General features: G+C 70.6%; 9 protein-coding genes and 1 tRNA gene. 3 read left to right on the top strand and 7 right to left on the bottom strand.

The window, feature by feature from the left end; all coding sequences use genetic code 11:
• Positions 1–150: 150 nt before the first annotated feature.
• Both AQJ11_RS06145 and AQJ11_RS06140 read left to right on the top strand, forming a co-directional pair.
• Positions 151–1476: a restriction endonuclease gene (locus AQJ11_RS06145; protein WP_107120791.1), complete on the top strand. Its 1326-nt coding sequence runs from the start codon at positions 151–153 to the stop codon at positions 1474–1476.
• Positions 1477–1714: 238 nt separating this feature from the next.
• Complete coding sequence (locus AQJ11_RS06140) at positions 1715–3865, top strand: UvrD-helicase domain-containing protein (RefSeq protein ID WP_059262131.1); 2151 nt, start codon at positions 1715–1717, stop codon at positions 3863–3865.
• A gap of 199 nt (positions 3866–4064) precedes the next feature.
• Here AQJ11_RS06140 and AQJ11_RS06135 read toward each other — a convergent pair whose 3' ends face one another.
• The 5 genes from AQJ11_RS06135 to AQJ11_RS06115 all read right to left on the bottom strand — a co-directional run bounded on the left by AQJ11_RS06135 (position 4065) and on the right by AQJ11_RS06115 (position 10646).
• Positions 4065–5939, bottom strand: a complete 1875-nt coding sequence (locus tag AQJ11_RS06135; protein ID WP_059262130.1) for a discoidin domain-containing protein — start codon at positions 5937–5939, stop codon at positions 4065–4067.
• A 133-nt stretch (positions 5940–6072) separates the two neighbouring features.
• The gene (locus AQJ11_RS06130; protein WP_059262129.1) at positions 6073–7437 is read right to left on the bottom strand and encodes a GH1 family beta-glucosidase; all 1365 of its coding nucleotides are present in this window, start codon (positions 7435–7437) and stop codon (positions 6073–6075) included.
• Positions 7438–7466: 29 nt separating this feature from the next.
• The gene (locus AQJ11_RS06125; protein ID WP_041666014.1) at positions 7467–8306 is read right to left on the bottom strand and encodes a carbohydrate ABC transporter permease; all 840 of its coding nucleotides are present in this window, start codon (positions 8304–8306) and stop codon (positions 7467–7469) included.
• A gap of 31 nt (positions 8307–8337) precedes the next feature.
• Complete coding sequence (locus AQJ11_RS06120; RefSeq protein WP_058082752.1) at positions 8338–9324, bottom strand: carbohydrate ABC transporter permease; 987 nt, start codon at positions 9322–9324, stop codon at positions 8338–8340.
• Between the two features lie 5 nt (positions 9325–9329).
• The gene (locus AQJ11_RS06115; protein ID WP_059262128.1) at positions 9330–10646 is read right to left on the bottom strand and encodes an ABC transporter substrate-binding protein; all 1317 of its coding nucleotides are present in this window, start codon (positions 10644–10646) and stop codon (positions 9330–9332) included.
• A 276-nt stretch (positions 10647–10922) separates the two neighbouring features.
• Here AQJ11_RS06115 and AQJ11_RS06110 point away from each other — a divergent pair, with 276 nt between their 5' ends.
• Positions 10923–12134, top strand: a complete 1212-nt coding sequence (locus tag AQJ11_RS06110) for a phospholipase D-like domain-containing protein (protein ID WP_059262127.1) — start codon at positions 10923–10925, stop codon at positions 12132–12134.
• Positions 12135–12219: 85 nt separating this feature from the next.
• Here the strand turns inward: AQJ11_RS06110 and AQJ11_RS06105 are convergent.
• Both AQJ11_RS06105 and AQJ11_RS06100 read right to left on the bottom strand, forming a co-directional pair.
• Positions 12220–12304: transfer RNA gene (locus tag AQJ11_RS06105), tRNA-Leu, on the bottom strand.
• Positions 12305–12468: 164 nt separating this feature from the next.
• Positions 12469–14043, bottom strand: coding sequence for an aldehyde dehydrogenase family protein (locus AQJ11_RS06100; RefSeq protein WP_059262126.1), 1575 nt, complete (start codon positions 14041–14043; stop codon positions 12469–12471).
• Positions 14044–14114 lie beyond the last annotated feature (71 nt).

Below are 14114 nucleotides of genomic sequence, written 5' to 3'. Positions count from 1 at the left end.
CGTTGCCGGGAACTGCCCGCGTTCGTCCCGACGACGGCAGGTACTCCCGTCGCTGTCCGGATCGGTTACAGTCTGCTCACTTCACGGCAAGGGGTACGGGGGGAAGCGGTGGGACTCGGCACATGCTCGGTCTGTCGGCTACAACTGCCCATGGGCAAGGGAGTCATCGTCTCCCACAAGGTGGGAGGGCAGGCCTGTCCAGGATCCGGCCGGGCGGCTGCGGCCCCGCAGTCCCCGGATGACGACGCCCCGGCCACCGGCACCCCTGCCGGCGACGCCCCGGCCACCGACGGCGGCAGGAACACGGTGCGGCGCCCACCGGTGGATGCCCGGGTGGAGACGGCTCAGCTCCTGCTCGCGGCCCTGGGCGTCGTCGCGTTCCTCGTCGCGCTCATCGGGCTGTTCTTCTCCGATGTCGTCCCGCTGATCGCGCTGGCGGTTGCCGCTGTCGCGGCAACCGCCGTGCGGGTCCTCAACGCCACCCCGGCGGGCCGGCGCAACACCGCCCGGAACGAGGCCGAAGCGGCCCGACAGGCCGAGATCCGCGAGAGGAAGGCCGCACGTGCCGAGCAGAAGCGCGAGCAGGAGCGGCAGGACGCTCTCGCACGCGAGGCGGCCGAGGCGGCCCGGGCACTGCGGCGCGCGGTACGTCAGCTGCTCGACGGCCTGCCGGAGCGTGGGGCGCCGCAGGAGGAGGCGATCGCGTACTGCCTGTCGAGGACCAGCGCGGCACGCGACCCACGCGTCCAGGCCGAGGCGGAACGGCTCGCGCGAAGGCATCTCGCCGTCGACGAGCGCATCCTGTGCATCGCCCTGGCGGTGACCACTGGGACCGGGAAGCGCCGGGCGCTGCTGATCCTCACCGACCGCTCGGCGGCCGTGTCGGACAAGGGCACGTCCTACCGGTACGACCCCGATCCCGGTGATGTGACCGAGGGCTGGGGACTGCGGGTCGGAGAGTTGCTCTTCTCCTTCCTCGACAACCCCCAGTTGCCGATCGCCCTTGCGGCCCGGGATGAGGCCGCGGCCCTCCCCGCACCGGCCTCGCCCCCGGCCGGCCGGCCCGAGCCACGGCTGATCCGCACCGCGCGAGAATCCGAACTCGTCGCCGTCGACTGGATGCGGTACCTGGGCTTCACCGATGCCGTGGCCACGCCCGTCGGCGCCGACGAGGGAATCGACGTCATCTCCGAACGGGGCCTGGCACAGGTGAAGATGGAGGGCAGCCCCACCACCCGCCCGACCGTCCAGCAACTCCACGGCGTCGCCACCGCCAAGGAGAAGGAGGCCTTGTTCTTCTCCATGGCCGGCTACACCCCGCCGGCCATCGCCTGGGCCTCGAAGCACGGCATCTCCCTCTTCCGGTACGACCGCCAGGGGACGCCCCAAGCCATCAACACACCCGCGCTGCGTCTGCTGGAGACAGCCGACGCACGGGCGTCCCAGCCGGCCGGGGAACACGGCAGCGACGCGTAACCCGCGCGTCCTACGCCCACTTCCGCCGCACATGCCGTGATGCAGACGCCACTGGGCCGGAACCACCGGCTCACCGGTCCGGGATGCGGGCCGTGGTACGGACCGGCCGACCCAGCCCCTCGTGGGAGCGCGAGCACGGATCCGCACCGTTCGTCATGGAGCGTCGCGCCTCTCTGATCGCCGGGGGCCGCCTGGGCTGTTGCCGGGACCCCGCCCGCGCGGCCTCTAAGATTCCCGCATGCCCCAGCTCGCCTTCGACATCGGCTTCTTCGCCGAGCTCCCCAAGCTCCAGCCCCCGGTGAGGAAGGGCGTGCTGGACGCCTGGGAGAAGTTCGGCCGGCTCACCCTCGACCAGCTCTTCAAGGACCAGGGGCTGAAGCTGGAGAGCCTGACGAACGCGCGGGACAGGCAGATCCGGACCATCCGCATCGACCAGTTCTGGCGCGGTGTGGTCCTCGCCCCGGCCTCCGGGGACACCTTCGTGCTGCTGCGGGTCATGCAGCACGACAAGGCCATCGCCTGGGCGAAGAAGCAGAGGTCCAGCATCAACGAGGTGACGCGGGCCGTCGAGATCCGGGACGCGGCGACCCTGGACGAGCTCACGCCGGCGTACGAGCGGGTGGCGGAGGACTCGTCGAAGGAGCGGCTGTTCGGGAAGTTCTCCGACGGGGACCTGAAGGCGCTCGGCATCGACGACGAGACGTTGCGGCAGGCCCGGTCGCTCGTCGACCAGGAACAGCTTGAGGTCTTCGCGCCGCTGCTGCCGCAGGACCAACGCGAGGTGCTCCAGTACCTCGCCGCGGGCTGCACGGTGGAGGAGGTCTGGCAGGACATCGTGGCGCCCGCGCTCCAGGCGTCGGCACAGCCGGTGGACACCCGGGACTTCGAGACGGCGATCCGGCACAGCCGGGCCCGCATCGCACTGGTCACGGCGTCCGAGGAACTGCGGGACATCCTGGAGAAGCCGTTCGCGGCCTGGCGGGTCTTCCTGCACCCCTCCCAGCGGAAGGTGGCCTACCGGGCGTCCTACGCGGGGCCCGCCCAGGTCACCGGCGGGCCGGGCACCGGCAAGACCGTCGTCGCCCTGCACCGGGTCAAGCACCTGCTGGGGTACCTGCGCGACGGCGACCGCGTCCTGCTCACCACCTACACCAACGCCCTCGTCAGCGCGCTCCGTTCGGGCCTGGACTCCCTGGTGGACGACCCGGCGCTGCGGGAGCGGGTGGACATCTCGACGGTGGACGGCTTCGCCGCCCGCGTCGTCGCCGAGGCCCCGGGCGCGGTGACGCTGCGGCCACTGCCGGACAACGAGGAGGAGAGCCGCTGGGGCAGGGCCGCCGAGGCGACGGGCTTCACCGGCAGCGCGCAGTTCCTCGCCCAGGAGTACCGGCACGTCATCCTGGCCCAGGACATCAGGACCCTGGCCGAGTACGAGGCGGCGGACCGGCGGGGACGCGGGAGCCGGCTCGCGGCGGCCGAGCGGCCGTTGGTCTGGCGGACGGTCGAGCGGTTCACGGCCGGCCTCGCGGCGGACGGGTGCCGCACCTGGCTCCAGACGTGCGCGGAGGCGGCACGGCTGCTGGCGGAGAGCGGGCCGCGGTACCGGCACGTCGTGGTGGACGAGGCGCAGGACCTGCACCCGGTGCAGTGGCGGCTGCTGCGCGCCGCCGTCCCCGCCCGCCCGGACGACCTGTTCATCGCGGGCGACCCGCACCAGCGCATCTACGACTCCAAGGTGTCCCTCAAGTCGCTCGGGATCAAGGTGACCGGGCGGTCGGTGAAGCTGCGCAAGAACTACCGCAGCACGCAGGAGATCCTGCGCTGGTCCACGGCGCTGCTGATCGGCCGCCCGATCGCCCAGCTGGAGGACGAGAACCGCAACGAGACCCTGCTCGGCTACCGTTCCGCCCTCCACGGCGACGGGCCCACCGTTCACGCGGCGGAGACGGAGGAGGCCGAACTGGACGCACTGGTCGCCCGGGTGCGGGCGTGGCTGGACGCGGGCGTCGGCGCCGGGGAGATCGGCGTCAGCGCCCGCTTCAACAAGACGTGCGCGAAGGCGGTGGCGCGCCTGAAGGACGCCGGTGTCCCGGCCGCCACCCTGCGCACCGCCGACGCCGCGACCGGGGACGCGCCGACGGTGCGGGTCGGGACCATGCACTCGTTCAAGGGCCTTGAGTTCCGCTGTGTGGCGGTCATCGGCGCCCATGAGGACGCGTTGCCGTTCCCGAAGGCGGTCACCCCGCCGGAGGTGGACGCCCAGCAGCACGAGACGGACCTGATGTCCGAACGCTGCCTGCTCTTCGTCGCCTGCACCCGGGCCCGCGACAGCCTGTACGTGTCCTGGTACGGCAAGCCCAGCCCGTTCCTGGCGGAGGCGGGCGTGTGAGGTCAACGCTGTGAGGTCTGCCGGGTGAAGCCGAGCGACACACCGGCGAGCACCGGGTGCTCCGGCTGCGACGTGTCGCACGTCCCGCACGCAGGACCGGCGCCACTCCGCGCGGCGGGTCGAGTACCAGATCCATCGCCGACCCCTCGGTCCTGCACGGCCCGTCATCCAAGCGTGCCGCAGTCCTGGATGCGTCCGGTCACCCCTTCTGCTCCACCCGCACCCAGTCGATCTCCGCCTGCACTCCCCCGCCCGCGATCCGGTCCACGCTGGACTGCGGCAGGCCCCAGTAGGGGGTGGTGACCTTGTTCCAGCCGGCCGGGTAGGCGCCGCCGAGGGCGAGGTTCAGGATGACGTACTGGTTGTGGTCGTAGACCCACTGGCCCCGGGTGGACTCGACCTTGTTGCGGGTCGTCTCCTGGACCAGGCGGTCGTCGACGAAGAACCGCAGCGCCGTCGGGGTCCACTCGACCGCGTAGGTGTGCCACTGGTCGGCCGTGCCGCCGCCCGGGTAGGTCTGGCGGGCGCCGATGTTGCCGTCGGCCGAGTAGCCGGGGCCGTGCAGGGCCGTGCTGGTCCAGTCGGGGTAGCCGATGTTCTCCATGATGTCGGTCTCGCCGGAGGCCGGCCAGGAGACGGAGGGGTCGTCCACGTTGCTGCCGAGCAGCCAGAACGCCGGCCAGAACCCGTCGCCGACGGGCAGTTTCATCCGGGCGCTGACCCTGCCGTAGGTGAAGTCGAAACGAGTGTTGGTGTCGACTCGGCCGGAGGTGAAGTCGTAGGTGCCGCCGCCCGCCCGGGTGCAGCCCTTGCAGTACTTCGCCCGCAGGATCAGCTCGCCGTTCTCGGTGCGGATGGTGTCCGGGGAGTCGACGTACGCCTGGGATTCTCCGTTGACCGGGCCCATCTCGGTGCCGGTGCGCACCACTCGCCACTTCGAGCGGTCGAGCGAGGCGGTCGTGAAGTCGTCGAAGAAGGTGGTGCGGTAGGTGCCGGGCTGGTCGGCGGGCAGGGCCGGGTAGGCGGCGGAGGCGCTGCCGCCGGTGCCCCAGACCTGGAACTCGTACAGGGAGTAGCCGAACTGGGCCGTGGCGGGGGCCGGGTTGTAGAAGGAGCGGCGCTCCTTGCCGAGCATGCGGACGTAGCGGCCGGTGACCGGTGCGGGGAGGGTGATGGTGTCGTGCAGGCCCACGGCCTCGGCCGGGGACTTCACGTTGGCGCGGCGGGCGGCCACGTCGGCGGCCGAGGGCTGGTAGACCGTGCGCCAGGTGCGGTTGTCGTCGGAGATCTGGAGCTGGTAGTCGACGGCGTAGGCCGCCTCCCAGTAGAGGTCGACGGAGGAGACGACCGACGGGGCGCCCAGGTCCACCGAGACCCAGCGGTCCGCGTTCCAGTCGCTGGACCAGCGCGTCGCGTCGTCCTTGAGGTTGGCGGGCCAGCCGCCGTCGGTGACGAACGCGGGCGAGTTCCCGGCGTGCTGGTAGTAGTTCGAGTACGCCGGGTGGTTCAGGGCGAGGTTGGTGCGGGTGGTCGACGCGGGTGCGGGCTCGCCGCCGTAGACCTTGAAGTTCCACAGGGAGTAGCCGTACGGCGTGGCGCGTTCGAGGCCGCGCAGGCGGACGTAGCGGCCGGTGACCTCCTGGGGGTAGGTGTGCGCGGTGACCGAGCCGCCGGTGCCCGCGGTCTCGGTGTAGAAGGGTGTCCAGTCGGTGCCGTTGCGGGACGCCTCCAGCACGTAGCGCTTGCCGTAGGCGGCCTCCCAGTCGAGGACGACGCGGTCGACGCGGATCACCGAGCCGAGGTCGACGCGGATCCAGGCGTCGTCGGCGAAGTCGCTGGACCAGCGGGTGGCGCCGTCGCCGTCGAAGGCGAGGCCGGGCGCGGTGCCGGCGTTCTCGCTGCCGGAGGCGGTGACGGCCGCGGGGTTCACCGCGTAGGCGGTGGCCGCGCGGTCGGTGTCCCAGCCGACGGCGGCGGGGGCCGCGGCGGCGGGTCCGGCCAGGACCGGACCGGAGCAGAGCAGGGCCGTGGTGGCCAGGGCGGCGAGCAGGGTGCGGGGGATGCGGCTGGGCATGCGGCTCTCCTTGTGGGGGTGGAGGTGCGCTTGCTGATCTTTGTCACGTACATGACAGGCATGGGGAGGGTGTGCGGGGCGGGCCGGTGGACACGAACTCCCCGGTCGTGTCCACCGGCCGTCCGGGCCGGGCTCAGGCGGCCCGGCGTGTCTGGCCGCGGTGGACGCGGACAATGTCCGCGTACCGGCGACCGCTGCCCTTGATCGTGCGGACCTGGGTGCGGTAGTCGACGTGGACCAGGCCGAACCGCTTGTCGTAGCCGTACGCCCACTCGAAGTTGTCCAGCAGCGACCAGGCGAAGTAGCCGGCCAGCGGGGCGCCCTTGCGGACGGCGGAGGCGCAGGCGGCGAGGTGGCGCTCCAGGTACTCCTGGCGCTCGGGGTCGTCGATGCTGCCGTCGGGGCGGACCACGTCCGGGTAGGCGGAGCCGTTCTCGGTGACGTAGATCTTCCGGGCGCCGTACTCCTCGGTGAGCCGCAGCAGCAGCGTCTCGATGCCGGACGCGTCGATCTCCCAGTCCATGCCGGTGCGCGGGACGCCCTCGCGGCGGACGGAACGGACGTACGGAGCGGGCCCCTCGGGGTCGTCGGCGACGTACGCCGGGAAGTAGTAGTTCAGGCCGAGCCAGTCGAGCGGGGCGGCGATGGTGGCCAGGTCGGCGTCGTCCACCGGCAGTTCGACGCCGTAGGTCTCCACCATGTCGGCGGGGAAGCCGCGGCCGTGCACCGGGTCGAGCCACCAGCGGTTGACGTGGCCGTCGTGCCGGCGGGCCGCCGCCAGGTCCTCGGGGCGGTCGGTGACCGGGTGCACGGTGGAGAGGTTGTTGACGATGCCGACCTGCGCGCCGGGGGCGGCGGCGCGGACCGCCTGGGTGGCGAGGCCATGGCCGAGGAGCAGGTGGCAGGAGGCGCGGACGGCGGCGGTGAGGTCGGTCCAGCCCGGCGCCATGAGGCCTTCGAGGTGGCCGATCCAGGCCGAGCAGGACGGCTCGTTGAGGGTGGCCCAGAGCTTGACGCGGTCGCCGAGGCGTTCGGCGACGACGGAGGCGTACTCGGCGAACGCCAGGGCGGTGTCCCGCTCCGGCCAGCCGCCGCGGTCCTGGAGCACCTGCGGCAGGTCCCAGTGGTAGAGCGTGACGGACGGGGTGATGCCCGCCTCCAGCAGCGCGTCCACCAACTCGTCGTAGAAGGCCAGTCCCTTGGGGTTCACCGGGCCGGTGCCCCCCGGGACCACCCGCGGCCAGGCCACGGACAACCGGTAGGCGTCGACCCCGAGTTGCCGCATCAGGCCGATGTCCTCGCGCCAGCGGTGGTAGTGGTCGCAGGCGACGTCGCCGTTGTCACCGTTCGCGATCTTCCCCGGGGTGTGGGAGAAGGTGTCCCAGATCGAGGGCGAGCGGCCGTCCTCGGCGACGGCCCCCTCGATCTGGTACGCCGCTGTGGCCGTGCCCCACAGGAAGTCGTGCGGGAGGGCGGCGAGGTCGATGGGTTCGGACACGGAAGTCCCTTCGGGATCAGGGGTGTGGGTCACTTGACGGCTCCCGCCGTCAGACCCGCGACGAGATAGCGCTGCAACAGCAGGAAGCCGGCCACCACGGGCACGCTGACGACCAGCGAGGCGGCCATGATCTGGTTCCAGTAGACGTCGTAGAGCGTGGAGTAGCCCTGGAGGCCGACGGCGAGGGTGCGGGTGGTGTCGTTGGTCATGACCGAGGCGAAGAGCACCTCTCCCCAGGCGGTCATGAAGGCGTAGACGGCGACCGCGACGATGCCCGGGATCGCGGCCGGTACGACGATCCGGAACAGCGCGCCGAACGGGCCGCAGCCGTCCACGAGCGCCGCCTCGTCCAGGTCGCGCGGCACCGAGTCGAAGTAGCCGATCAGCATCCAGATGGAGAACGGCAGCGAGAAGGTGAGGTAGGTCAGGATCAGCCCGCCGCGGGAGCCGAACAGGGCGATGCCCGTGGCGTTGCCGATGTTGACGTAGATCAGGAAGAGCGGGAGCAGGAAGAGGATGCCCGGGAGCATCTGCGTGGACAGCACGGTGACCGTGAAGACGCGCTTGCCGCGGAAGTCGTAGCGGCTGACGGCGTAGGCCGCGAACACGGCGATGACCACCGAGCAGACGGTCGCCGCGCCCGCCACGATCAGCGAGTTCATGAAGTACTTCGCGAGCGGCACGGTCGACCAGATGTCGATGTACGGCCGGATGGTCAGCTCACTGGGCAGCCAGCGGAACTTGCCGGTGACGTCGGAGAGCGGCTTCAGCGAGCTGGAGATCATCACGTACACCGGGAGCAGCACGAACCCGGCGAGCAGGGTGAGGAACACCCGGCGCGACCACAGGAACGAACGCGGGGGCGCCATCGGCGAGTTGCGCTGCGCCGTGAGCGACGTGTCATGCATCGGAAGCCCTCCGTCCGCGCGAGGTCAGCAGCAGGTACCCGCCCGTCACGACGAGCAGGAACAGCAGCAGCAGGACGGACATGGCCGAGCCGGTGCCGAAGTTCCAGGAGACGAAGGAGGATTGGTAGATGTGCACCGAGATGAGGTCGGCGGCCTCGGGGGCGGCCTTGCCGAACAGCACGTACGGCGTGTTGAAGTCGTTGAACGTCCACAGGAACAGCACCAGGACCAGCACCTGGTTGACCGGGCGCAGCGACGGCAGGGTGATGCGGCGGATCTGCTGCCACATCCCGGCGCCGTCCAGCGCCGCGGCCTCGTACAGCTCCCGGGGGATGTTCTGGAGTCCGGCCGTCACGATGAGGAACGCGAACGGCCAGCCCTTCCAGACGGACACGGTGAGTAGGGCGTAGAAGCTGTTGTCGCCGATGAGCCAGAAGGACGGCTTGTCGGTGAGGTGCAGCTGGTCGTGCAGCACGTGGTTCACCAGGCCGTTGTCATGCTGGAACATGAACACCCAGGTGATGACGGCCGCGTAGACGGGCAGCGCGTACGGCACCAGGAACAGGGCGCGCAGCAGGCCGCGCCCCCGGAAGGTGTCCTGCATGTACACGGCGGCGGCCGTGCCGATCAGCCAGCACAGGCCGACCGACAGCAGGGTGAAGCCGACGGTGATGCCGAAGGACTGGAGCAGCGCCTTGCCGACGGGGGCGTCGAAGTCCACCGACACCTTGTAGTTGTCGAAGCCGTTCCAGGGGGCGGTGCCCCAGTCGCGGATGTAGAACTGGGTGAGCTGCTTGAAGCTCATCACGATGCCGATCGCCATCGGCACCAGGTGGACCAGGAGTTCGAGGAGCAGGGCGGGCAGCAGGAGCAGGTACGGCAGGGTGACGCGTCTGATCCGCCCGGTGCGGCGGCGGGGTTCGCGCGCCGCACCGGGGGACGTCTCGCGCACCGGTTGCTTCAGTGCGGTGGTCGTCATGGTCGTCAGGCCGCCGGCATCTGCTGCTGGGCCTTCTCCAGCTTGGCCTTGACCGAGCCGGTGGTCACGGCGCGGCCGGCGGCGGCGTCGGCGAACAGCTCCTTGACGGCCGTACCGACCGCCGTCTCGAACTGCGACTCGGCCGGCACCTGCGGCAGCGCGGCGGCGCTCTTGGCGAGGGTGTCCCTCAGCACGGCGGTGTCCGGCGCGTTGAACGCCTGGTCGCCCTGGGCGGCCTTGACCGGCGGGATGGAGGTGTAGGCCGTGTTCAGGATCTTCTGCTCGGCGTCGGAGGTCATGAACTTCACGAACTTCGTGGCGCCGTCGAGGTTGTGCGTGTTCTTGAAGACGGCGATGTTGATGCCCATGACCGCCGAGTTGACCTGGGTGCCGGCGCCGGGCGCCCCGGAGATCACCGGCACCGGCGCGACGCCGTAGGCATCCTGGTTCATGCCCTGGGACTTGAGGTTGGAGGCGGCGGACTGCCACAGCAGCATCGCCTGCTTGCCCTTGGCGAAGTCGCTGACGGACTGGTTCTGCGCGTACTCGGCGTCGCCGGCCGGGATGACCCCGTCCTTGGCCATCAGGTCGACGTAGCTCTTCACCGCCTCGACGACCTTGGGGTTGGTGAAGTCGGGCTTGCCGTCGGCGGTGAAGAAGTCGGCGCCGTGCTGCTTGGCGAAGACGAAGACGTGGTGGATGTTCTCCGACAGGTTCGCGCCCTCGGCGCCGAGCACGGACTTGCCCTTGGCCTTGATCTTCTTGCCGTCGGCGATGAGCTCGTCCCAGGTGGCCGGGGGCTTGCTGATCCCGGCGTCGGCGAAGATCTTCTTGTTGTAGTAGAGGGCGTACGCCATCGAGTACAGGGGCACGGCGGCCGGGTCCTTGCCCTGGACGCCGGTCGAGCCGAGAGCCGTGTCGGAGAACCGCTCCTTGCCGCCTATCTTGGCGAAGTTCTTCTCGTCCCACGACAGCAGCCCGCCGGTGGCCTGGAGGGAGGCGCTCCAGGTGTTGCCGATGTTCAGCACGTCCGGGCCCTGGCCGGAGGTGGTCGCGGTCAGGATCCGGTTGAGCAGATCCGACCAGGGCACGACCTCCAGCTTCACCTTGATGCCGGTCTGCTTCTCGAACTTGTCGAGCTCGGGCTGGAGCACCTGCTTGTCCACGGCGACACTGGCACCCTGGTTGGAGGCCCAATACGTCAGCGTCTTGGGCGAGTCGTTCGACCCACCGCCGGTGGACGATCCGCCTCCGCAGGCCGTGGCCGCGAGGGCGAGAGACAGGGTGACGGCGCCTACGGCCGCGGCTCGGATCCTGCGCATGGCTCCCGGGTCCCTTCGGGGATTGCACTCATGACTTAATTTAGGACGTGAGTTAACCGGCCGGAGAGGCGATCGTCAAGGGATTGGGCAGAACAGCCGAGCCGCGCGCAAGGCCGCGCGCACGGTCCTTCATCGCGGCGGACGCACCGGGCGTGCGGTGCACGGCGCGGGGCGCAGTCCGCGTACGGACTGTTGCCACGGACAGGAGTGAACGGGCAGTCTGTCGCAGGCTCCTGACATACGCTCAGACCCGGCCCGTCACCCGAAGGGATCGTTGTGCGTCGACCGACGAAGATGTGGAGGGCGGCCCTGACGGCCGCCCTGCTCCCCGCGACCGTCCTGATTGCCTCCAGCCCGGCCCACGCCGCCGTCACGGTGACCACCTCGGCCGTCTTCAACGACCCGTCGGGCACCACCGCCGACCAGAACCGGATCCGCGACTACATCGTCAGCCTGATCGACGCCACCCCCGCCGGGGAGTCGATCACGGCCGCGGCCTACACGTTCACCGACGACACGGCCGCCCAGGCGCTGGTGAACGCGAAGGCGCGAGGCGTCAAGGTCCGCATCATCGTGGACGACACCACCACCACCATGAGCGGGGGCGAGTACGCCACCCTGAGAGACGGCCTGGGCACCGACCGCACCCAGTCGTCGTGGGTGATGGCCTGCCCCAGCGCCCGCGGCTGCATCGGGACCCGGGAGCTCACCTCCGGCGATCCGGCGATCAACCACAACAAGTTCTGGCTGTTCTCCAACGTGGGCGGCGCCAGCAACGTGGTGGTGCAGACCTCGCACAACATGACCACGTCGCAGCGCACCACCTACTTCAACAACGCCGTGACGATCCCGGACTCCGGCCTGTACGGCATCTACCAGTCGTACTTCTCGGACCTGCTGTCCTACGGCTCCTCCTCGTCGGGCAACAGCGACTACTACAAGACGCTGGCCAGCTCCACCGGCCCGTACAAGGCGTACTTCTTCCCGCGCCACGAGGCGTCCGGCACCTCGTGGAACAACGACGCGAGCACCGACACCGTCAAGCTGATCCTGGACAACGTCAGCTGCTCCGGAGGCACCCAGATCCGCGTCGGCATGAACCTCTTCAGCCGTGACGAGGTCGCCCAGAAGCTGGTCAGCCTGGTGAACTCGGGGTGCTCCGTCTACCTGGCGGCCGACGGCGCGCCGGGTTCCATGAGCCAGACCGTGACGGACACCCTCTACGGCAAGCTGACCAAGCGGGTGGAGTGCTACGAGAACAGCCCCGACGGCACCTACAAGATCGGGGTGCACTCCAAGTACCTGCTGATCCAAGGAACGTACGACGGGGTCGCCAACCGCAAGCTGGTGTGGACCGGAAGCCACAACTACACCTACTCCGCGCTGCGGGCCAACGACGAGACGCTGCTGAAGATCGACAACCCGGCGATCTACGACCAGTTCAAGGCGAACCACGACACGCTGATGAACTACTGCGCGGGGAGCTGAGCCCGTCCAGTCGGCCTCCGCCGGAAACAGAGCGAGGACCGCGACCGTCAGGTCGAGGTCCTCGCTTCCGTATCGCTACGGTGAGTGTCCGAGGGGGGACTTGAACCCCCACGCCCGATAAAGGGCACTAGCACCTCAAGCTAGCGCGTCTGCCATTCCGCCACCCGGACCAGGTGTCTGCCGCCTTGCGGGGTGTGTTCCGCGCGGCGACATGGACAACAATACCAAGGTTTCGGAGTGCGTTTCACCTGCGTATCCGTCCGCGGGGACGAGGCAGGGCGCCGGATTGCCGACGGTATACAGTCCGCGAGATCCCGTGTGCCGAGCGTGAGAGTCAGGGCATGAGCTGGTACTCCGGGAAGTTCCCGGGCAGCCGCTCCCCCGCCGCGCCCCGCGTCACCGCCCGGACCAGGAGCTCACCGCCGACGAACGCACCGCGCCAGGACGCGCCGAACCCGCCGAACAGCTCGTCCCGGTCGCCGCGGGAGCGCGGGACGCCGTGCCCGGTCTTGAAGGCGCGGATCTGGGGGGCGAGCCGGTCGTAGGCGGCCCGGTCGTCCGTGGCGAGCGTGGCCACCAGCGCGCCGTTGGACGCGTTCATCGCGGCCAGCAGCTCGGCCTCGGTGTCGACGAGGACGATCGTGTCGACGGGCCCGAAGGGCTCGGCGTGGTGCAGCGGGGAGGACGGCGGCGGAGCGAGCAGGGTGACCGGGTGGACATAGGCGGAGGTGTCCTGGCCCGGCAGGAAGCGCGCCTCGTCCGGCCGGCCCCGGTGCAGCGGTACGGCACCCCGGTCGACGGCCTCGGCCACCTGGTCGGTCAGCTCCTTGGCCTTGGCCGCGTTGATCAGGGGCCCGAAGTCCAGCTCGGGGAGCGGATCGGCCGGGTTCGCCACGGCGAGCGGGTGGCCCACGCGGACGGCCCGGACCGCCGGCAGGTAGGCGGCGAGGAACGCGTCGAAGAGGGAGCGCTGGACGACGAAGCGCGGGTAGGCGGTGCAGCGCTGTTTGCCGTAGTCGAAGAGCCGGGGGACGACGGCGGTGAGCGCCGCCCAGTCGGAGAAGTCCCAGATGCCCCAGGTGTTCAGGCCCTCCTGTTCCAGGACGTGCCGTTTGCCCAGGTCAGCGACGGCCGTGGCGACGGCCGCGCCGGTGTCGCGGCCCCCGACGAAGGACACGCAGCCGATCTCCGGCGCCCGCACCAGCGCCTGGTTCAGCTCGCGGCCGCTGCCGCCGACCAGGGTCAGGGGCACCCCCTCGCGGGCGGCCAGCGCCGCGGCGAGGGTGAGGCACGCCACACCGCCGTCGGTCGGGGTCTTGGCGATGACCGCGTTGCCGGCCAGCGCCTGCACGAGCGCGGCGTGCACGAGCACGCTCATCGGGTAGTTCCAGCTGGCGATGTTCGACACGGGCCCGTCCAGCGGGGCCCGGCCCGCGAGCATCGGTTCGATCCCGTCGACGTACCAGCGCACGCCGTCGATCGCCCGGTCCACGTCCGCGAGCGCGAGCCGCCAGGGCTTGCCGATCTCCCAGACGAGCAGCAGGGCGAGCAGTTCGCGGTGCTCGGCGAGCGCGCCCAGGGTGGCGGCGACGCGGGCCCGCCGTTCGGGCAGCGGGACGTGGCGCCAGGCGCGGTGCTGATCGAGGGCGGCGCGTACGGCCTGGTGGGCGGTGTCGCCGTCCAGGCGGGGCGCGCCGGCGATGGGGGTGCCGTCGACCGGGGTGGTCGCGGGCAGGGTCCGGCCGTCGGGGTGCCAGACACCGGCCCACAGATTGCCGGCGCCCTGCTCCCGGAAGGCTTCGGGGGCGACCGTGAGACAGCGCTGCCAGGCGTCGGCGTAGGAGGTGCCGGGTTTGAGGAGTGCGACCGGAGGAGGGGTCGGGGGCTGCGGGGTGAGGGTGGGTGACATGCGTGGTCTCCGCTCTCGCTGCGCGGGGATGGAGGGGGCGGGGAGGTACCTGTTCGGGGGGGGTGGCCGCG

Origin of the sequence: Streptomyces corchorusii (genome assembly GCF_001514055.1) — a bacterium.
Lineage (GTDB): Bacteria > Actinomycetota > Actinomycetes > Streptomycetales > Streptomycetaceae > Streptomyces > Streptomyces olivaceoviridis.
This window is presented reverse-complemented; position numbering and strand designations above follow the sequence as displayed.

Bases quoted from the DNA above. Each gene is read 5' to 3' on its own strand.
- AQJ11_RS06140 (WP_059262131.1), top strand. From the start codon at position 1,715: ATGCCCCAGCTCGCCTTCGACATCGGCTTCTTCGCCGAGCTCCCCAAG.
- AQJ11_RS06125 (WP_041666014.1), bottom strand. From the start codon at position 8,306: ATGGCGCCCCCGCGTTCGTTCCTGTGGTCGCGCCGGGTGTTCCTCACC.
- AQJ11_RS06145 (WP_107120791.1), top strand. From the start codon at position 151: ATGGGCAAGGGAGTCATCGTCTCCCACAAGGTGGGAGGGCAGGCCTGT.
- AQJ11_RS06100 (WP_059262126.1), bottom strand. From the start codon at position 14,043: ATGTCACCCACCCTCACCCCGCAGCCCCCGACCCCTCCTCCGGTCGCA.
- AQJ11_RS06120 (WP_058082752.1), bottom strand. From the start codon at position 9,324: ATGACGACCACCGCACTGAAGCAACCGGTGCGCGAGACGTCCCCCGGT.
- AQJ11_RS06115 (WP_059262128.1), bottom strand. From the start codon at position 10,646: ATGCGCAGGATCCGAGCCGCGGCCGTAGGCGCCGTCACCCTGTCTCTC.
- AQJ11_RS06135 (WP_059262130.1), bottom strand. From the start codon at position 5,939: ATGCCCAGCCGCATCCCCCGCACCCTGCTCGCCGCCCTGGCCACCACG.